Origin of the sequence: Aureimonas fodinaquatilis (assembly GCF_008369445.1) — a bacterium.
Lineage (GTDB): Bacteria > Pseudomonadota > Alphaproteobacteria > Rhizobiales > Rhizobiaceae > Aureimonas > Aureimonas fodinaquatilis.
In genome coordinates this window covers 925726-944847 of sequence record NZ_VTWH01000002.1, presented here as the reverse complement: position 1 = coordinate 944847, position 19122 = coordinate 925726, and the positions used below count along the sequence as shown (strand labels likewise).

At 56.8% G+C, this 19122-nt stretch carries 18 protein-coding genes; 12 read left to right on the top strand and 6 right to left on the bottom strand.

The window, feature by feature from the left end:
* Nucleotides 1-67 precede the first annotated feature (67 nt).
* Complete coding sequence (locus FPY71_RS10635; RefSeq protein WP_149300222.1) at nt 68-1156, top strand: siderophore-interacting protein; 1089 nt, start codon at nt 68-70, stop codon at nt 1154-1156.
* On the opposite strand, the gene FPY71_RS10630 is transcribed toward FPY71_RS10635, so the two are convergent.
* The 6 genes from FPY71_RS10630 to FPY71_RS10600 form a co-directional block, all read right to left on the bottom strand.
* Nucleotides 1153-1494 carry a DUF779 domain-containing protein gene (locus FPY71_RS10630; RefSeq protein ID WP_149300221.1) on the bottom strand — a complete coding sequence of 114 codons (342 nt, stop codon included), beginning with the start codon at nt 1492-1494 and terminating at the stop codon, nt 1153-1155. The two genes, FPY71_RS10635 and FPY71_RS10630, sit on opposite strands and share 4 nt — an antisense overlap.
* Before the next feature lie 72 nt (nt 1495-1566).
* Complete coding sequence (gene adh, locus FPY71_RS10625) at nt 1567-3084, bottom strand: aldehyde dehydrogenase (protein WP_149300220.1); 1518 nt, start codon at nt 3082-3084, stop codon at nt 1567-1569.
* Between the two features lie 238 nt (nt 3085-3322).
* Nucleotides 3323-4279 carry a GAF domain-containing protein gene (locus FPY71_RS10620; RefSeq protein WP_149300219.1) on the bottom strand — a complete coding sequence of 319 codons (957 nt, stop codon included), beginning with the start codon at nt 4277-4279 and terminating at the stop codon, nt 3323-3325.
* 989 nt (nt 4280-5268) lie between these two features.
* Nucleotides 5269-5868: an inorganic diphosphatase gene (locus FPY71_RS10610; RefSeq protein WP_149300217.1), complete on the bottom strand. Its 600-nt coding sequence runs from the start codon at nt 5866-5868 to the stop codon at nt 5269-5271.
* A gap of 91 nt (nt 5869-5959) precedes the next feature.
* Nucleotides 5960-6715 (bottom strand): SDR family NAD(P)-dependent oxidoreductase, encoded by a 756-nt coding sequence (locus tag FPY71_RS10605; protein ID WP_149300216.1) that lies wholly within the window; start codon nt 6713-6715, stop codon nt 5960-5962.
* 48 nt (nt 6716-6763) lie between these two features.
* The gene (locus tag FPY71_RS10600; protein ID WP_149300215.1) at nt 6764-7852 is read right to left on the bottom strand and encodes an ABC transporter substrate-binding protein; all 1089 of its coding nucleotides are present in this window, start codon (nt 7850-7852) and stop codon (nt 6764-6766) included.
* A 340-nt stretch (nt 7853-8192) separates the two neighbouring features.
* Here FPY71_RS10600 and FPY71_RS10595 point away from each other — a divergent pair, with 340 nt between their 5' ends.
* From FPY71_RS10595 to FPY71_RS10545, 11 genes are all read left to right on the top strand, one after another.
* Nucleotides 8193-9050, top strand: a complete 858-nt coding sequence (locus FPY71_RS10595) for an ABC transporter ATP-binding protein (protein WP_149300214.1) — start codon at nt 8193-8195, stop codon at nt 9048-9050.
* Between the two features lie 12 nt (nt 9051-9062).
* A complete protein-coding gene (locus FPY71_RS10590; protein WP_149300213.1) occupies nt 9063-9887 on the top strand; it encodes an ABC transporter permease in 825 nt (274 codons plus the stop codon).
* Nucleotide 9888: 1 nt separating this feature from the next.
* Nucleotides 9889-10632 carry a GntR family transcriptional regulator gene (locus FPY71_RS10585; protein WP_149300212.1) on the top strand — a complete coding sequence of 248 codons (744 nt, stop codon included), beginning with the start codon at nt 9889-9891 and terminating at the stop codon, nt 10630-10632.
* 156 nt (nt 10633-10788) lie between these two features.
* On the top strand, nt 10789-12393 hold the full coding sequence (locus tag FPY71_RS10580; protein WP_149300211.1) for an FAD-dependent oxidoreductase: 1605 nt from the start codon (nt 10789-10791) through the stop codon (nt 12391-12393).
* Complete coding sequence (locus FPY71_RS10575; RefSeq protein WP_149300210.1) at nt 12390-12776, top strand: 4Fe-4S dicluster domain-containing protein; 387 nt, start codon at nt 12390-12392, stop codon at nt 12774-12776. Before FPY71_RS10580 ends, FPY71_RS10575 begins: the two co-directional genes overlap by 4 nt.
* 66 nt (nt 12777-12842) lie before the next feature.
* Nucleotides 12843-13835 carry an ABC transporter substrate-binding protein gene (locus FPY71_RS10570; RefSeq protein WP_149300209.1) on the top strand — a complete coding sequence of 331 codons (993 nt, stop codon included), beginning with the start codon at nt 12843-12845 and terminating at the stop codon, nt 13833-13835.
* Between the two features lie 4 nt (nt 13836-13839).
* On the top strand, nt 13840-15372 hold the full coding sequence (locus FPY71_RS10565; RefSeq protein WP_149300208.1) for an FAD-dependent oxidoreductase: 1533 nt from the start codon (nt 13840-13842) through the stop codon (nt 15370-15372).
* Between the two features lie 26 nt (nt 15373-15398).
* Complete coding sequence (locus FPY71_RS10560; protein ID WP_210246275.1) at nt 15399-16313, top strand: ABC transporter ATP-binding protein; 915 nt, start codon at nt 15399-15401, stop codon at nt 16311-16313.
* Nucleotides 16310-17122, top strand: coding sequence for an ABC transporter permease (locus FPY71_RS10555; protein WP_149300207.1), 813 nt, complete (start codon nt 16310-16312; stop codon nt 17120-17122). The genes FPY71_RS10560 and FPY71_RS10555 overlap by 4 nt, the downstream gene beginning before the upstream one ends.
* Complete coding sequence (locus FPY71_RS10550; RefSeq protein ID WP_149300206.1) at nt 17119-18708, top strand: FAD-dependent oxidoreductase; 1590 nt, start codon at nt 17119-17121, stop codon at nt 18706-18708. Before FPY71_RS10555 ends, FPY71_RS10550 begins: the two co-directional genes overlap by 4 nt.
* Nucleotides 18705-19043: a 4Fe-4S dicluster domain-containing protein gene (locus FPY71_RS10545; protein WP_149300205.1), complete on the top strand. Its 339-nt coding sequence runs from the start codon at nt 18705-18707 to the stop codon at nt 19041-19043. The genes FPY71_RS10550 and FPY71_RS10545 overlap by 4 nt, the downstream gene beginning before the upstream one ends.
* The last annotated feature ends 79 nt before the right edge of the window (nt 19044-19122 follow it).

The following is a 19122-nucleotide window of genomic DNA, read 5'->3' as shown; positions in this document are numbered from 1 at the left end:
AGAATGATAGAAATTTTTGCGTGGTTTTTGAAGCCTTTTCCATAAGCCATGCCGTGGAAGACATATTTTGGCTGAAACGCTTGTTGAGGAAGCCCGCGTGCTGGAAAGCGCGGCACATCTTTTTTCCAAGGCCGTGGTGCGGCGGGTGGATTCCGGGCGCTTCCTGAATCACCTCTGGCGGCACTATCCGGAAAGTTTTGATCCAACTGACGGTTGCTTCGTGCTGGGCGAGGCGGTTGCCCGGATAAGCTTTATCAAAAATTCAATGATCATCACCGTCATGGCAAGTGATGATGCATCACTGCGCAATCTCAAGGGTATTCTTGCCTACCAGTTGCAGAACTGGCCGGGCACCGACTTCGCCTCCATAGTGTGGATGGGGGATGGCGCAGGCCCGGTGGATCTGCCGCATTTTCGGCAGATGCGGCTGGTGAACGTGCAGAATATAACTCCTGGTTTCTGCCGGCTGGAGCTTGCAGGCGAAGACCTGCACCGTTTTGCACAGGGCGGGTTTCATGTTCGCCTGCTTCTGCCGCCGCGCGGCAGAACCCCGGTCTGGCCCCATGCAGGGCCGGGTGGCTTGCCCATCTGGCCGCGAGATCGCGACCGTTTGATCCTGCGCACTTACACGCTGCGGCAGGTCTTGCCGGATCAGGGCCTGGTCAGCATCGACATCTTTCGGCATCAGCCAGAGGGCGCAGTTCAGAACTGGCTGGACCATGCCGTGGCTGGCGACCTTCTGGGAATAATGGGGCCGGGCGGCGGTGGCGTTCCAAAGGCCGATTGGGTTTGCCTTGCGGGCGATGAAACGGCGCTGCCCGCAATTGCGCGTATTCTGGAAAATCTTCCGCCCGCAACTTGTGGCTTTGCGCTTCTGGAAGTGGACAATGCGCGCGAGATGCAGGACCTGCAAGCGCCGGAAGGCGTCGAAATTGTCTGGCTGTTGCGAAACGGAGTGGCGCCCGGGCGGTCTTCCCTGCTGGTTGAGGCCGTGCGCAATTTGCCTTGGCCCGGCAGTGGCAGCGTGTTTGCTTTTGCCGGAGCCGAATTTGAAACCTACAAATTGCTGCGGCATGAATATCGCAAGGTCAGGGGGCTTCGGCGCAACCAGCATCAGGCCGTGGCCTACTGGTGGCTGGGTCGGCCGGAAGCCTAAGGGCCAGTTGGAACCGCGCAGACTGTGGACCGGGTCAGAAATCTCTGCTCGCGGCCGTTGTCCAGAGAAAACATGCCCCCGCGGCCCGGCACGGCATCAATAATCAGGTCAGTGTGCTTCCACGCCTCGTTTTGCGAAGCGCTGATGTAGAACGGCGCACCGCCGATTTCACCCAGTTTCACATCCTGATCGCCAATCAAAAACTCGTTCTGCGGGTAACACATTGGCGAAGAGCCGTCACAACAACCGCCTGACTGGTGAAACAGCACAGGGCCGTGGTCGGCGATGATCTGCTCAAGCAGTTGCAGGGCGGCAGGCGTTGCAGAAACGGTGCTCATGATATCCAGCCTTTGTGCCGGAGCGCTTCACAAGGGTCGCTCCGGCGATTGTGGGAAAAATCTCGTCAGGTCTTAGAAAAAGCCAAGCTTTTTCGGGCTGTAGCTGACGAGAAGGTTCTTCGTTTGCTGGTAGTGATCCAACATCATCTTGTGATTTTCACGGCCGATGCCAGATTGTTTGTAGCCACCAAAGGCCGCATGGGCAGGATAGGCATGGTAGCAGTTCGTCCAGACGCGACCCGCCTGAATGTTGCGGCCAAAACGATAAGCCCGATTGCCATCGCGTGTCCAGACACCCGCGCCAAGGCCATAAAGCGTGTCATTGGCAATGGAGAGCGCTTCATCCTCATCTTTGAAAGTGGTGACAGAAACCACTGGGCCAAAGATTTCCTCCTGGAAAACCCGCATCTTGTTGTGGCCTTTGAACACGGTTGGCTTGATGTAGTAGCCGCCGTTCAGGTCGCCACCCAACTCGTTTCGCTCTCCGCCCGCCAGCACTTCCGCGCCTTCCTGACGGCCAATGTCGAAATAGGAGAGGATTTTTTCTAGCTGCTCGCTGGAGGCCTGCGCGCCGACCATCGTGGCCGGATCCAGTGGGTCACCCTGCACGATTGCCGCCACCCGCTGCAAAGCGCGTTCCATGAACTGATCATAGATTGATTCATGGATCAGCGCACGGCTTGGGCAGGTGCAGACTTCACCCTGATTGAAGGCAAACAGCACAAAACCTTCGATCGCCTTGTCGAAAAAATCATCATCCTCGGCTGTAACATCCTTGAAAAAGATGTTGGGTGATTTGCCGCCAAGCTCCAGTGTTACAGGAATGAGATTCTGGCTGGCATATTGGCTGATCAGGCGGCCGGTCGTTGTTTCGCCCGTAAAGGCGATTTTTGCGATTCGCGGTGATGACGCCAGTGGCTTTCCCGCCTCCAGTCCAAAGCCATTGACAATGTTCAGGACGCCGGGCGGCAGAAGATCGGCAATCAGTTCAATCCAGACAAGGATTGAAGCCGGTGTCTGCTCTGCCGGTTTGATGACAACGCAGTTTCCTGCGGCCAATGCGGGCGCCAGCTTCCAGCAAGCCATGAGCAGCGGAAAATTCCATGGGATGATCTGCCCGACAACGCCCAGAGGCTCATGGAAGTGATAGGCGACAGTGTCATGATCAATTTCTGACAGCGCGCCTTCCTGTGAGCGAATGGCACCGGCAAAGTAGCGGAAATGGTCAATTGCCAGCGGCACGTCCGCAGCGGTTGTTTCGCGAATAGGCTTACCGTTATCCCAGGTTTCCGCCAAAGCCAGTGTGTCGAGGTTTTCTTCCATTCTGTCGGCGATGCGGTTCAACAGCAGCGCTCTTTCAGTCACGCTGGAACGACCCCAGGCTTCCTTGGCCGCATGGGCGGCATCCAGTGCGGCTTCCACATCATCGGCATTGGAACGCGCCACCTTGCACAGCAACTGGCCATTCACCGGAGAGGTGTTGTCAAAATACTGGCCAGAGCGTGGCTCAACAAATTTGCCGCCGATAAAATTGCCGTAGCTGCTTTTGAACGGCGATTTGCGTGTGTGTGAAAATTCGGCCTTGTTCATTCTTTCCTCCCGAAAAAATTTGGCAATTCAGGTCAGAGCGTTCCGCGGACTTCTTCACCACCAGAAACGCTCTGACTCCGTGTTCTCTCGCATCGTCTTCGCGTCGAAACGAAGTCGTTTCAACGGGAAATGCTTTGGTCAGATTGAAAGCCTGACGGAAACAAAAGCATTTGTCAGGATACGCAAAACAGGCTGGCGCACGGTCTGTCGCATTCGTGCGACAGGTCTTCCGGTAAAACTACTGCACGCGGCGAATGTTCAGCCGGTTCAACTTGCGATGGAGTGTTGCGCGGCTGATACCAAGGTCTCGCGCAGCAGATGAAACCTGCCCGCCACAACGCGCCAATGCTCGCAACAATGTTGCCCGCTCGGCACTTTCAAGACTGTCTGCGGGAAGCCCAAGCACTTGTGAAGCAGGGATGCGACGGGCCAGCGCCTCATCAGAGAGCGCAAATTGCTGCCTTGCCGCCCGGCTTGCACCCACAACAAGGTCGTCCGCATCCACGGCAACCAACCCGCCCGGACCGGAGCCCGTTGAAGGAGCAAGAAAAATGCGGGCGTCGCTGAATGCCTGCCGGAAGTAATCCGCCTCAATACGGCGCGCCGCATCCGCAACCGAAAGCGCGATAAGCTGAGCAAATTCCAATGTCAGGTCTTTGCGGCAGGAAGAGACATCCAACGCCGCCAGCAACCTGCCGTGCTGGTCAAAGATCGGGGCGGTTGTGCAGCTTAAAAGCGTGTTGCGAGAAAAGAAATGCTGGTCCCGATGAATCGTAACCCCGCGCTCTTCCACAAGGCAAGTGCCAATGCCGTTTGTGCCCTCGTAGCGCTCACTCCAGACGGTGCCTGTCCACAGACCCCAGTTCTCAAACGTTGCATCGTCGGCTGCCGCGCCGCGCCTTTCCATTGGAATGCCATTGGTATCTGCCAGCAAAACACAACAGCCTATGCCTCCAACCGCTAGATACAAGCGATCAAGAGTTTCCTCAGCTACAGCAAGCAGTGGCTCAAGCGGCACTTTTGCATGCTTCAACTCAGCATCGCTCAACCGCTCGGGCGGCCGCTGCTCCGAAGGATCAAGGTGATGAAGTTTGGAAGAGCGCTGCCAGGAGGCCGCAAGCGCCGACCTCGCGGCATCGCCAGCCGCAAGTGAGGCTTCCACCAGATGGGCATGCTGGCCGTTTTTACCGGACAACTCCTTCCTCCCAAAAGAAGCAGGCAGAACTCAAATCAGATAGAGCATATCAACGGCTCGGAAAAAGCTGAAAATATGGTCTATCTGGTAAAAGGGACGGATATTGCCGGAGGTCCGTTCAATACCCGTCTCGAATGCGTTTGCCGACCTGACGATCAATGTCAGCGCGGCGCTGTTGATTGCCCTGCAGGTTAGACAGAATTATCAAATGCGTCCATGCCCAACCTATGCTGCAATGCACGGGCAGGCGGTCAGGCAACAGCTCTCCATGGTTCCAGACCATTGGCCAGCGCGGCGCAAGCCAGTGCTACCGGCCGGGGAATTATAACTGGGCGCCCATCCTCCCGCCTGTACCCCAGCTCGTAATTATAAATAGAAGGAATAGACAGTCCCAGGGCCATGGCGGCCTCTTTTTTAGAAAGGCTAAGCGCGGAGCGCCATGCCTTGAATTCTTGCGACGTCATGCGGATGCGATTCCCCGATTATCCGGAAAAACGACTTTCTCCCTTGGCGGATCCGCAGGCATCAAAAAGACCTCTTACCTATGGTTGAGCAAGCTCAGCCATGGGCGGAACACGCAACCGGGCACACAGTCCCTTTCGCCGATTATTTACAAACCATTGGATTAATCCAATGAGCTAACCTAACATATAAATATATATAATTTCTACAGCGAAGTTTGTTTTATGGGTGAAGTTCAGGCCGTTTGACGCAATTTTCAGCTCCGGCGCGCCAAATGCAAATTCTGGTATGCAGGTGGTTTTTCCGGGTTTATCCCGTAACAATCCGGGCATGGCGGTTGCGTGGTTCAGTAATATTTATGCAACTTCTGGCCGTCAACAACCCATAGGGCAATGCGCGCCGACGATCTTGACACTTGGATTGCTTGCTTACTGTTTGCTGAAACTTTGGATACTAAATAAAAAGGCAGCCATTTTCGAAATGGCCGCCTTTTCATCATACAATTGTAACGGGAGTGTAAAGCGAAATCAGTTTGCTTTGTCGCGATAGGCTTTGATGGCGGTGTCTACCAGCGCCTGAGCTTCGTTTACTCCGCTGAAGCCGTTGAGCTCGACAACTTTGCGGCCCTCGGGCAGCTGCTTGTAAACCCGGAAGAACGCCTCGATGCGCTGGCGTTCAATGGCAGGCAGGTCGTCAATATTGCGAATTTCATCATATTGCGGGTCGATGTCGGATGCAGGTACGGCAATAATCTTGTCGTCTTCCTCGCCGCCATCAATCATGTGCAATACGCCAATGGCGCGCACTTTGATCACTGCGCCCGGAACAATGGGTTCGCGGGTGAAAACCAGGCCGTCCAGCGGGTCGCCATCGCCACCAAGGGAAGAGGGGATAGAGCCGTAATTGGCTGGATATACGACAGGCATTGACTGATAACGGTCCACCAGCACATAGCCGTGTTCTGCGTCGATCTCGTATTTGGTGAAGCTGCCTGCCGGAATTTCGATGACCGTAAAAAATTCCGATGAATCTTCCGGTTGTGGGTAAGCAAATGGATGCTTGTAATCCGCCAAAGCGGCGGTCGCCGAAAATGCCAGAACCATTGCGGCCAAAATACGGGATTTCATGAAGTTCGCTCCAAACCTTTATTGGTGAGAAGTGCACCTCTAGTGGTTGCATATGACAGGCAAATGATAGTCTGAAAGATTGAATGGAATGTCAGGCTGCCATCACCGCACCGCCCGCCGGGCATAATGTCTGGCCGGTATAGAACGCGGAATCGTCGCTTGCCAGAAAAACAGCAGTGGGGACAATATCGCTGACCGTGCCGGCGCGCCGCAAAGGGTAGGTCGCAACCGTTGCGGCAATGGCATCATTGCTCATCCCCGTGGCAAGATCAGTTTCCACAATGGCCGGAGCAATGGCGTTAACACGAATATTGTCTGGGCCTACCTCGCGGGCAAGAGCCTGGGTAAAGCCGATCATGCCTGCCTTTGCAGCAGAAAGATGGGTGAAGCTGGCAGCTCCGCTGACGCCAAAACTTCCGGACATATTGATGATGGTGCCACGGCCTCCAGCCTGCATATGCGGTACGGCAAATCGGCAGCACAAAAACATTCCGCGCATATGCACGGCAATCATGTCGTCCCAGATTTCTGGTGACATGTCGGTCAACAAGCAGGCGTTCAGCAGTCCGGCATTGTTGACCAGAATATCCACAGTGCCAAATCGCTGCACGGTGGCTGCCACCATGTCCACAACATCGGCAGTGCTTGTCACATCGGTTGCGAAGGCTGCTGCGACGCCGCCTTCCGCCTCAATGGCTTGCGCGGTGGCCTGGGCGCCTGAAAAGTTGCGGTCGGCAATCATCAGACTCGCGCCTTCTGCGGCATAGGCCTGTGCAATCGCCCGCCCAATTCCTTTGGCGCCACCGGTGACAATGGCCGTTCTGCCATTCAAACGTCCATTGCTCACCGATCGTCTCCATTGTCATGCGCAGGCAGATTGAAAGCTGGTAAAAGTCTACAGGAGGAATTTCTTGAACTCTTGCGAGCGTGCTTCAGCGGCTGCCAGTTCCTCTGGTGTAAACTTGACCTTGCCAGCAAACCGGTTGGTGATAAGGGCTTCAAGATCCGGGCGGGATGCGCCTTCTCCAGCGCCATACTCCATCACAAAATCGGCCATGGCTTCCACCTTGGCAGGGTCTGCATAGCCAAAGCCGTGGTCAATCAATTCCGGAACCAGATTTGTCAGGTTCACAAGGCCCAGACCGATGCGGGCATATTCCTCGCCTGTTCCGGAAATCGCCACTTCAGAATTGGCTTTCAGGAAAATATCAATGGATTCATCAAAATCCGTCTGCGTGAACTTGACGGCTTCCATTGCACCCTGAACCAGTGCTTCGCACAGTTCCGGATCATTCTGCAGACGGTCTGGCTGGGTTGTCAGCGCCTGGCCGTAAAAATCTATGCCGGCATTCTTGAACAGCATGAACCGGACATCGGTGCCGAGCGGTGCAAGCGAAGGCACGGTGCTGGTGGCAAAAGCGGACACAGCATCGACCTGGCCTTCCGCGAGCGAACGTTCACGCACCTTGCCGTCAAGCTGCACAATCTCAACCGTTTCAAGGTCAAAGCCCGCCTTGGCCGCATAGAGCGGCAGGAACGGAAACTCGCCAGAAGTAACGCTGGCACCAAGGCGCTTGCCTTCAAGATCCTTGGGTTCCTTGATCGGGGAGTCGGCCAGCATGCCGATGCCCATCAGAACTTCATAATTGACCTGGCCGATGCAGGTGATGGGAAGGCCGCGCGCTGCCTGAATGATAACGGTTGGGGTAGGGGCCATGCCGAAGTCGAATGTGCCGGCACTGACAGCCTGCGCGGCGGCGTTGGAGCCGGAGCCGCGGGCGACGCTGACATCCAGGCCTGCATTTTTCCAGAAGCCCTTATCGCGCGCGACATAGGCAAACAGGTTTGGCCCTTCCGGCAACCACGATGTCGTAAAGGTGACCTTGCTTGCCCCACGGGCAATATTTGGCATTGAAAGCGGCAGTGCTGCGGTAACAGCTCCGATACCGAGTGCCTTAAGCGCTGTGCGTCGAGAAAATATCATTAACCCGTTTCCCTTTTGGAGCGTAAGTGCGGCTATCGACCTAGCTTCACCTCATATTTTGATTATCACAAGTTATTTTATGCAAAAAAATTCATTTAGCATGCATTTTGATCAATTGCCCATGAACTCTGTTCTAATTTTAGGCAGAGTGGGTCTTTGTGAACGTCGATTTATCGAATATTGCTGAGATCAACAGCCGTTTTCCACACCTGACGGGGATAATTCAGGAAATTGAATGCAAAAAATCTATTTTTGTATAATTATCTTGAATTGAGCTCTGTTCGCAAAGATGCTGGCACATGATGCCGCAATTTGTCGGCAAACACGCATTGGAGGTCTAATGACGATCCGGAATTTGCAGGAAGTCGCAGCGATACCCAAGTCTGAACCACCGCTTGTTTCAGTGAAGGATGTCGGCAAAACCTATTTTACCGGCCAGTCTGCAGTGCACGCTGTCGCTTCTGCCTCGCTGGATGTTCGGCGCGGCGAATTCGTCTCACTTCTTGGTCCATCCGGTTGCGGCAAAAGCACGCTTCTGATGATGATCGCCGGTCTGGAAAAACCAACTGCCGGCAGTATCGATCTCCTGGGTTCACCGGTGCTTGCGCCCCGCAGAGACATCGGCATTATTTTTCAGGATGCCACATTGCTCCCGTGGAAAAGCGCAATGGACAATGTTCTTTTCCCGATCCGCATTCTCAAGCTTCCCGTTCACAAATACCGGCAGCGGGCGCAAGAGCTGCTGGATATGGTTGGCTTGACAGGCTTTGAACATAAAAAGCCTGGCGAGCTTTCCGGTGGCATGCGTCAGCGCGTGGCCATATGCCGGTCGTTGATCCATGATCCGGACATTTTGCTGATGGACGAGCCGTTCAGCGCGCTCGACGCCATCACCCGCGACCAGATGAATGTTGCTCTTTCCGAAATTCTGGAAACCTACCGCAAGACCGTGATTTTCGTAACGCACTCCATTCGCGAGGCGGCGTTCCTTTCCGATCGCGTGGTGGTTATGGGCGGCCGGCCTTCCGGCATCATGCTGGATATGCCGATGCCGTTTGCCAGACCCCGGCGCTTTGAAGTCGAGGAAACGGTCGAGTTCACGCAGGTCTGCCGTGAGCTGCGCCTGACAATTGAAGCTGCACACGGTCATGCTTCATCCAACCATGCTGCCCCCAAGGGCGCGGCAGTAATTGAGTAGAGGGGGCGTATCATGGCTGCAACCATAGGAACAGAAACCGGCGCTGTGCTGGTTAACCCGGCTGCCAAAAGCCGCACCGCTGCCGGCATGCGCAGCATTCTGCTGCCGCTGGGGCTGGCATTTTTTGTCCTGGCCGTCTGGCAGATCTACGTTACCGTTGCCGACATTCCTTCGGTCATTCTGCCTTCGCCAATTTCGATCGCGTATTACATTGTCGACCGGCATGATATTCTTCTGATGCATGCAATACCAACCACGGTTGAATCGGCAGTTGGCTTTCTGCTGGCGCTGGCGCTTGGGGTGTCCATTGCCATTCTGATAACCTACTCGCCAGTGGCGCGCGAAGCCCTTTACCCCAACCTTGTGTTTTTCCAGCTCATTCCCAAAATCGCTCTGGCGCCTCTGTTCATCATCTGGCTGGGTATCGGGCCGCAATCGCGAATTGCGTTTTCCATATTCATCGCATTCTTTCCCGTGGTCATCGCCACGACAGCCGGGCTGTTGAGCGTGGACAAAAGCATTCTTCGCCTGTGCCGTTCGCTGACAGCCACTGAATGGCAGATATTCACCAGCGTTCGCTTCCCTGCCGCGCTTCCGCATATTTTCAGCGGCATGAAAATCGCAATTACTCTGTCGATTATCGGCGTCATCATCGGCGAGTTCATCACTGCGCAGGCCGGCCTCGGCTACCTGATCATCTTCGCAACGGCGCGGGCAGACACTGAAGTTTCAATGGCGGCGATAGTTGTTCTGTGTATCTGCGGTCTGTTGCTGTACGGCATGGTTGCCGTGGCGGAAGCCATCGCCAACCGCTTTTATTCGGCAGATAGCCGCTAATATGCGCCAAGCGACTGAAAGAACCCGCAATGTCGGGAGTGTCGAAGGGGCGGAGTCCCTTTCGGCAGAGGTGGTTGTGCGTCTTGAGGAAGAAATTCTGAACGGGCTGCGCATGCCGGGAGATCGGCTGGATGAACGCCAGCTTGCCGAGCACTTCGGCATGTCACGCACTCCTGTGCGGGAAGCGCTGCATCGGCTGGCGGCCAGTGGTCTGGCGGTCTCGCGTGGCAGGCAGGGGTTGCAGGTCGCCCATCTGTCACTCGCTGATCTGCTGGATGCGTTCAGCGCGGTTGCAGAGTTGGAGGCACTTGCGGCCCGGCAGGCGGCAAGGCGTATTACCGCGGATCAGCGCAGACTTCTGTTGAAAGCGCATGAGCTGTGCGAGGCGGCGAATGCCAGTGGCGATGCGCCGCTTTTCTGCCAAGCCAACCGAGAGTTCCACACAACCATAGCGGCAGCCAGCCATAATATAACCTTGCAGGAAGAGTTGCGCCGGTTGACTCTCAAAGTCGCGCCCTATCGCCGTGCGTTGACCGATCAACCGGGCCGTATGGCAAGCTCTGTCCCGGAACATTGTGCGGTGATGGATGCAATCTTTGCCGGAGACGGCGGGCAAGCCAGCAGCATCATGCGCCAGCATGTCACCCTGCTGGGTGGCCGTTTGTCCGATCTTCTGCACTTTCTGCGTTTTTCCCAACATCAGCTCGTTCCCGATTTTGCCGCGGAACACAGCCTGACTGCCTGAGCACATGCGCGGTCTGAAGCATTCGTCATGGTGTGGACGTTAGAAACAGAGTAAAATATTCTGACCTCTGCCATACCTTCGCAATATGCTTCCTTCTGAAGGCCGATCTATAAATCTACTAATTAGATAGATGAAATAGATTTATGGTGGCCAGACATGAAATCACTGGATTTGGATCTTGCCGTAGATGTGCTGGTGGTCGGCGGTGGCCCGGCTGGATTGTGGGCCGCTATTTCCGCAGCCCAAACCGGCGCCAGAGTGGCAATTGTCGAAAAGGGCTATGTCGGGACGTCAGGCCCGTTCAGCAGTGCCAATACCGGCATCTATTACATCAAGCCGGATGACCCCGTGCACCGCGATGGCACGGTAGAGGCCAGGCTGCCATTGGCGTTTGGTCTGGCAGACAAGCTCTGGATAGAGCGCACCTTTGACCAGAGTTATGCAAATCTCGATGCAATGGCGCGCTGGGGTTACAAATGGCCGCGAAACGAGAATGACCAGGAGTATCGCGGTCGGTTGCGTGGGCCAGATGTTCTGATTTTTCTGCGGCGCAGGCTGCAGAAACTGGGAGTGCGGATACTGGATCACTGCCCGGCGCTGGAATTGCTGTCCAGCCGCGGACTGGTTGCCGGAGCGGCGGGCATTCAGCGCCAGAAGGGTGGCCACTGGCGAGTGGAAGCGGGGGCAACCGTTCTGGCCACCGGCGGAACTGCATTTCTGTCTCCCATCGCAGGCGGACGCGGAAACACTGGCGATGGCTACCTGATGGCAGCAGAGGCCGGAGCACGCTTTTCCGGCATGGAATTCAGCAGCCAATATGCACCAACCGCGCTTGGCGGTGTGCTGAGCCGCGGCGCGCATCTGGACTACGGATCGCTGTTTGACAATGATGGCCAGCCCATCATGCGAGGCCGGCAGACGGTCGAAGCCATTATCCGCACCGGGGGTGCCTGGGCAATTCTGGATAAGGCGCGGGATGCCGAAACGCGCGACATGGTGCGCAAGACCCATGCTCACATCATCCTTCATCTGGAGCGGCTGGGGATAGATCCCTTCACCCAGCGTTTCCCGATCGATTTTCGCTCAGAGGGAACCATTCGCGCAGCGGGCGGTGTGCTGTTTGACCACGACCTGTCGACGGATACGCCCGGTTTGTTTGTGGCGGGTGATCTGGCCACGCGTGAGCGGGTTACCGGTGCCGGTCCTCCGGGGGGAGGACCGGCTGCGTCCTGGGCCTTTGCATCTGGCAGTTGGGCAGGGCGGTCAGCCGCTGTTTTTGCGCGGCAGGTGGGAACAGGCGGGCGCAAGCTGGAGCCGCTTGGTCAGGCTGGTCTGCGGCCAGGAACGTCGCGCCAGCAGGTGCTTTCAAATGCGGATATTCTGGCCAGCGTTCAGTCGGAGATGCTGCCATTCGACCGGAACTACTGGCGCAACGGTCCGGCACTGGCGTCCTCTCTCAGCCGTTTTGCCGATGAATGGAATGAAGTGCGCAACAGTTTTGCCGCATCGCAAGACACGGGCCTGAACGGGTTGCGGCAGACACTGCGCACGCGTGAGGCGGCAGCCATGCTGGTCACGGCGCGCTTTATCAATGCCAGCGCACTGCAACGCCCGGAAACGCGTGGGCTTCACCGCCGCAGTGATTTTCCAGACCTTGATCCGGCACAAACCCATCATCTGATCTCCGGCGGTTTGGACAACCCCTGGGTAGAGCGTCAGCCAGTGGGCATGGCCCTGCGTGAGGAGCGCGCAGCATCATGATCGAGGCCGTGATTGAAGATCTGTGCATTGGTTGCAACCGATGCGTGGTTGTTTGCCCCACTGACGTTTTTGATGCAACGGAAACGGGCGTGCCCATCATCGCCCGGCAGGAAGATTGCCACACCTGCATGTCCTGCGAACTGCACTGCCCGGTGGACGCATTGTATGTTGCGCCGCAGGGCTCACCCACCCAGATCAACGAGGCGGAACTGATCGCCTCCGGAATACTGGGCAGCTATCAGCGTGCTCTGGGGTGGAACAGGGCGCGGCCCGGCGGCTCGGAAGATGATCCGGGCGTTCTTCTGAAGTTCCAGCGCAAACCAGATCCCAACGACAAGGTGCGTGTGAAACTGCACGACCTGTCCATCCGCAAATACATCTAGGCTCGTCTGTTTCAACCCGGTCTGCGCCTGCAGCCGGCCTGACAGCGGCTTTTAAGGAGCCAATCCATGACATTGTTTTCAAAAGACTTATCGCGGCGAAGCCTGGGCAAATCCGCGCTGGCGTTCATGCTTCTGGCAAGCGGTGTTTCGCTTGCTCAGGCACAGGACAAAATCCCTGTGCGCTTTGGAATTCTGGCGCCGTCTTCCAGCAATATCTACTTCTTCCTGGGTGTGGAAAAAGGCATTTACGAAGCCCACGGACTGGATGTGCAGCCAACGACCTTTCTGCGCGGCGGGCCGGAAGTCATTGCTGCGGCGGCAAGCGGTCAGGTGGACATAGGCACGCTTGGCACGCCGATCATCATCGGTATCAGCAGGCAGGTTCCCATCAAGGTTGTGGGTTCACCCGCGCTCAAGGGCCAGGAGTTTCTGCTTGTCGGCACCAACGATACGGAAAAGGTTGAAGATCTGGCCGGCGCGACAGTGGCCGTGGCGTCTGTGGGTGGCGGCCAGTCTCAGGCTCTGCGGTATATTCTGGCTGCGCACAATGTGGATGCCCAGTCCGTCAACGAGATCGCCTATGGCGGTGGCGGAAACGGCTATGCCGCTTTCGCGTCTGGACAGATCAAAGCAGCAATATTTTCAGAACCTTACGCAACAAGGTTGATTCAGGAAGGCAACGGCAAGCTGCTGGCCGAGGCAAAAGATTACTACGGTCGATACCAGCACAGCTACATCTTCGCATCAGATGCCTTCATTGCCAGCAATCCGGAAGCCATTCGCAAATTCTTTGAGGCGAGCGCGGAAGCCATTCGCTACGCGCGCGATAATCGGGAAGAGCTGCTCGATTTCTCGGAAAAGACACTGAACCTCGACCGTGACCTTCTGAATACGATTTACGACAAATACCTGCCGGAATGGGACGACACGCAGGTTGTCGATGAAGAAGGCCTCGTCAATGCGGTGCGAATTCTGAAGGAAGTGGGCGACATCGACCAGAGCTTTGAGCCCGAACTGAGCACCATTGTGAACACAAGCTTTGTTGGCGCGGGGAGTTGAGGTCATGACAGGCAGATTTGATTGGTATCTGACAGCCGATGTTGTTGTCGTTGGTGCGGGCGGGGCGGGACTGGTCAGCGCCATCAACGCATATGACGCCGGAAGCAGCGTGCTCGTGCTGGAAAAAATGAGCAATCCCGGCGGCATCACCATTCTGGCGGGTGGCGGCGTCAAGGCCGCAAGAGATGTGGAAGGTGCGGTATCCTATCTCACGCACACCCAGGGTGGCCGTGTTTCGGAACAATTGATCCGCACATTTGCGGAAGGATTGGTGGAACTGCCGGACTATCTGCGGGGACTTGCAGAGGTCAACGGTGCCACGGTTACCGAACGCAATGAGACCCATGAGGGAATATACCCATTTCCGGGGGCAGAGTCGCTCTATTCACTGACCGTGACGGATCTGGATGATTTTGACGGTTATCACTGGGCATATACCGGCAAGAATCTTGCAGGGCAGCGCTTTTTCAAAATTCTGCTGGACAATGTGCGCAAGCGTGACATCGAAATCCGCACCGACAGTCCGGCAAGCGAACTGATCATCGACAATGGCGAAGTGGTGGGCCTGTGGGCCTTGATCGATGGCGAAAAGCGGGCTGTGCGCGCCAATCGCGGCGTTATCCTCGCCTCTGGTGGTTTCGAGTTCAATGAAAAGCTGAAAAAGGAATTCTTCGAGGCGACGCCGGTCTATGCCGTTGGCAATCCGGGAAATACCGGCGACGGCATTTTAATGGCGCAGAAAGCCGGGGCGGCTCTCTGGCACATGTGGCACTTTCACGGCTCATACGGTTTCAAATTCGACGATTTTGATACGGCCTTCAGAATAGCCCCGGGCGGTGCGCGCAATTCCAACCGCCCGGTTTCGTGGATTGTTGTCGACAGTTCCGGCAAACGTTTCATGAATGAATTGCACCCGGCCACGCAGGACACCGCCGCCCGGCCTCTGGGGGTCTATGACCCTGATGTGCCGGCTTATACCCGCATTCCGGCCTATCTGATCTTTGATGAAGAGGGGCGGAAAATTGGCCGCATAGCCAATCCTCTGACCACACATCCTGACCATCGCTATGTCTGGAGTGAGGACAATTTGGCTGAAATTGAGCGGGGTTGGATAAAGCGGTTTGACAGTTTGGAAGAGCTTGCCACTGCCCATGGATGGAGCGTGGAGACGCTGCACGAAACGGTGGAGAACTGGAACAGGATTGTGCGCAGTGGCGGAGAAGATGAGTTTCACCGGCCTGCCGGCACACGAGTGTCAATAGATACCGGGCCATTTTATGCCGTGCCGGTATGGCCGTTGCTGACCAACACCCAGGGCGGGCCGGAGCACGATGAAAAACAGCGTGTTCTGGATGCATTTGGTGCGCCAATTCCACGTCTCTTCGCCGTCGGAGAGCTCGGCTCCTTCTTCGCCCACCTCTACCTTCTGGGCGGCAATCTGAGCGAGTTGATCATCAGTGGCCGAATTGCCGGTCACGAAGCTGCTCAACTGAAATCCAGTGCTGAAACAGCACGAGGCTTGCACGCGGTGGCGTGACAGCTCTGACATAACAGGAGGTTTCAATGCCGAGTTCGATAACACTGCGTGAAATGTCAGGGCGGGGCGTGCCGACGACAAAACTGGCTGCAAACATCAATGCCTATGCAAGGCAGGAAGCGGAAGTCGCCCGGCGGGTTCCTGATCCAGCAAAATCTGGCTGGGCGCTGGATGCTCAAGGGGTTTCCATTGCCTATCACAACTCTCGCACGGGGGAGGTAACGAAAGCCGTCGATGACATCAGCCTGAAAATTGCACCAGGCGAATTTGTAACGGTTGTTGGCCTCAGCGGCTGCGGCAAATCCAGTTTTCTGAATGCTATTGCGGGTCTGGTGCCGATTACCGGCGGAGCGCTGAAGGCGGGTGGTGTTCTGGTCAGCAAGCCTGGCCCGGACCGCGCGGTGGTCTTTCAGCGGCCATCGCTTCTGCCCTGGCGCAGTGTCATCGACAACATCATCTATGGGCTTGAGCTGCAGGGAGTTTCCCGGAAGAAGGCGCGGGAAAGGGCGCGGGATTATATTGAGCTGGTGCAGCTGACCGGCGTTGAGCATTTTCTGCCGGGCGCATTGTCGGGCGGCATGCAGCAGAGGGTCAACCTGGCGCGGGCGCTGGTTTGTGATCCTGATATATTGCTGCTGGATGAGCCATTCGGCGCGCTGGATGCCATAACGCGCGAAACCATGCAGGAAGAGTTGCTGCGCATTTGGGAAAAGACGCGCAAGACCGTGCTTATGGTCACTCACCAGATCGACGAAGCCGTGCTTTTGTCAGATCGGGTTCTGGTCTTTTCCGATCGGCCTGCCCGCATCATGCAGGAAGTCGCCATCAACATTCCTCGTCCGCGGTCACCTGAAGTCAAAAGTTCAAGCTATTTCGCCGAGCTGGAAAACGGCATCTGGGATCAAATTCACAAGACCGCGCGGCGGAGGGAGCGACCATGACAGTTGTGGCTCAGTCGCTGCCAGCGGATCCTACGGCCGGGGTTCGGTTGTTCCGCTGGCTGTCCCGCAACGGAACCGGAATAGGCGTCATTCTCGGCCTTATCCTGCTGTGGGAACTTGCCGTGCAGACCGGCATTGCCAATCCGATGTTTTCCAGTTCGCCCTCACGCATCTGGCTTGCCGGTGTTGAACTGGCGCGCGATGGCACCTTGTGGCGAAACACTGTAGCAAGCGGGCAGGTTTTTCTGGCTGGTTTCGGGCTGGCCATTCTGGTTGGCGTTCCAATCGGCGTTGTGATTGGCTGGTATGATTGGGCCAATCGGGCGTTCAGCCCGCTTGTGTCAGCATTTTACACAACACCGCGCATTGCCATGATGCCGCTCTTCATCATCTGGTTCGGGCTGGGCTTCGGGTCCAAGCTTGCGCTTGTTTTCCTCAGTGCAATTTTCCCACTTATCGTCAACATGCAGGTGGCGATGCAGAACACCGATGCGGACCTGAAGCGTGTGGGCCAGGCTTATGGCGCAACGCAGTGGCAGCTCTTTCGCACAATTGCCCTGCCGGCGTCGGTTCCTTTTCTGCTGACAGGGCTTCGGCTGGCCATGGGGCGTGCGCTTCTGGGCGTGGTTGCGGCCGAGGTCTTCGGCGGCGGGCAGGGCATTGGCTTCATGATTGAATATGCCGGGGCTACCTTCCGCATTGACGTGGTGTTTGTGGGTGTTTTCATCATCGCCGCGTTCGGCATTATCATGGACAGGTCGATTTACGCTCTCAGCCGCAGGCTGGACGCATGGCGCGGTGTGGCATGACGGTAGCAAGCACGGTGAGAAGCAGCTTTGCGCCGACCCGTAACGAAGTGCAGAACCGGAAAACCGATGTTCTGGTTATTGGGGGCGGGCCGGCCGGATGCTGGGCCGCGCTGACCGCACTTGAGGCGGGGGCGAGCGTGATGCTGATTGAGAAAGGCTATGTGGGAACCAGCGGCGCCACAGCCGCGGGCAACACGACAATGATTTATTCCGCGCGCGGAACAGCCGAACGCGGAATGTCGGTTGACCAGCGGGTGCGGCTTGGTGCCGGTCTGGCAGATGGCGGCTTTGTCGAGCGTGTACTGGATGAAGCGCGGTTCAACCTCGATCGCCTGGCGGATTGGGGATATGACTTTCCGTCATTCGAGGACGGACGCCCATATCGCGGCATGCTCAGAGGCGCTGACTATCTGCGTTTCATGCGGCAAAGGCTGATCAAAGGCGGAGCTGTTGTCTGCGACCACATGCCCGCAGACCATCTGCTGGTGGCAGATGGCGTCGTTTCCGGAGCAGCCGGTTATGAGCGTCGCGGGGGCGCGCGTTGGCAGGTGGTGGCAGGGGCAACAATAATCGCGACAGGGGGCTGCGCCTATATGAGCGGCGCGCTCGGCACCAACAACCTGACCGGAGATGGGTATCTGCTTGGCGCAGAAGCAGGTGCTGTGCTTTCAGGTATGGAATTTTCCGCGCAGTACGGTATTGCCCCTGCCTTTTCCAGCGTTACCAAAGGAATTATTTATTTCTGGGCGACCTTTTCAGACAGCGATGGCGCGGTTATCGACACAAGCGGCGATCGGCATGCAGTGGCGAAGTATCTGTTGCGCGGGCCGGTCTATGCCGTGCTGGATAAGGTGGAGCCGCGTTTGCAGGAAGGGTTCCGACGCGGACAGCCCAATATCTTTGTGCCGTTTGACCGAATGGGCATCGACCCCTTTACGCAGCGCTTCCCTGTTACTTTGCGCCACGAAGGCACGGTGCGCGGCACCGGTGGCCTGTTGATAGACAATCAGGCGGCAACCAGTGTGCCCGGGCTGTTCGCCGCGGGTGATGCGAGCTCGCGGGAGCTGATGTCGGGGGCGGTCAGCGGTGGTGGCGGGCCCAATGCCAGCTATGCAATAGCAACCGGGCGGTGGGCGGGCGCCGCTGCAGTGGCTTTTGCCCGCAGGAATGGCGTGCCCTCCCGTGTCCGGCCGGCCGCTGAAGTGGCAGATTTGACGCCTGCTGAACATACGATCGAGGAATTGCGGCCTTTGATCAACACGGTTCAGGATCGGATGCTTCCGCTGGATCGCGGCTTTTTTCGTGATGCGCAGTCGCTGCAGGAAAGCGAGGCCGTGCTTGGTCAGATGTGGCGGGAAACCGGTTGGCGAAAGCTGGGGCGCATGCGCGAGGTTGAAGCAATGCTGGCAACAGCGCGGTGGGCAACTGCCGGCAGCCTGGCGCGAAAGGAAAGTCGGGGCGTCCATCGCCGCACCGATTTTCCGCTCACAGATCCGCTTTCTGCGAGGTCGCTGCAGATCCAGGGGCTTGACCATATTCGAGTTGGCGGAGCCGAAGAACCGGTGGAACGGAGACTGGCGGGATGATTGAGCTGGTAAGTGAGGACCGGTGCATTCTCTGCAATCTGTGTGTTGCTGCCTGCCCGGACAATGTATTTGATGCAGTGCCGGATGCACCGCCTGTTATTGCACGTCAGGAAGACTGCCAGACGTGTTTTTTGTGCGAGCTTTATTGCCCGGCCGACGCTTTGTATGTTTCTCCACTTTCAGAGGAGTTGCAGCAATTGAGTGAAGCGGACCTGCTGGCCCAAGGTCTTCTTGGCAGTTTTCGCCGCGAAATGGGCTGGAAAAACGCCAAGCCGCGCGGAACGGGATCCGACCTGAGCTATCGAATTTTCGAGGGTGGTTCAATCGTGCCATAAAGCTGCCGTTCGAAAGGCCGGACAGCGGGTGCAACTGCCGGGCATCAGAGAAACCCGGCAGCCGACACGCTTTCACCAT

Bases quoted from the DNA above. Each gene is read 5' to 3' on its own strand.
- FPY71_RS10630 (WP_149300221.1), bottom strand. From the start codon at position 1,494: ATGAGCACCGTTTCTGCAACGCCTGCCGCCCTGCAACTGCTTGAGCAG.
- FPY71_RS10575 (WP_149300210.1), top strand. From the start codon at position 12,390: ATGATCGAGGCCGTGATTGAAGATCTGTGCATTGGTTGCAACCGATGC.
- FPY71_RS10565 (WP_149300208.1), top strand. From the start codon at position 13,840: ATGACAGGCAGATTTGATTGGTATCTGACAGCCGATGTTGTTGTCGTT.
- FPY71_RS10545 (WP_149300205.1), top strand. From the start codon at position 18,705: ATGATTGAGCTGGTAAGTGAGGACCGGTGCATTCTCTGCAATCTGTGT.
- FPY71_RS10555 (WP_149300207.1), top strand. From the start codon at position 16,310: ATGACAGTTGTGGCTCAGTCGCTGCCAGCGGATCCTACGGCCGGGGTT.
- FPY71_RS10595 (WP_149300214.1), top strand. From the start codon at position 8,193: ATGACGATCCGGAATTTGCAGGAAGTCGCAGCGATACCCAAGTCTGAA.
- FPY71_RS10580 (WP_149300211.1), top strand. From the start codon at position 10,789: ATGAAATCACTGGATTTGGATCTTGCCGTAGATGTGCTGGTGGTCGGC.
- FPY71_RS10550 (WP_149300206.1), top strand. From the start codon at position 17,119: ATGACGGTAGCAAGCACGGTGAGAAGCAGCTTTGCGCCGACCCGTAAC.
- FPY71_RS10610 (WP_149300217.1), bottom strand. From the start codon at position 5,868: ATGAAATCCCGTATTTTGGCCGCAATGGTTCTGGCATTTTCGGCGACC.
- FPY71_RS10600 (WP_149300215.1), bottom strand. From the start codon at position 7,852: ATGATATTTTCTCGACGCACAGCGCTTAAGGCACTCGGTATCGGAGCT.
- FPY71_RS10570 (WP_149300209.1), top strand. From the start codon at position 12,843: ATGACATTGTTTTCAAAAGACTTATCGCGGCGAAGCCTGGGCAAATCC.
- FPY71_RS10560 (WP_210246275.1), top strand. From the start codon at position 15,399: ATGCCGAGTTCGATAACACTGCGTGAAATGTCAGGGCGGGGCGTGCCG.
- FPY71_RS10590 (WP_149300213.1), top strand. From the start codon at position 9,063: ATGGCTGCAACCATAGGAACAGAAACCGGCGCTGTGCTGGTTAACCCG.
- adh (WP_149300220.1), bottom strand. From the start codon at position 3,084: ATGAACAAGGCCGAATTTTCACACACACGCAAATCGCCGTTCAAAAGC.
- FPY71_RS10585 (WP_149300212.1), top strand. From the start codon at position 9,889: ATGCGCCAAGCGACTGAAAGAACCCGCAATGTCGGGAGTGTCGAAGGG.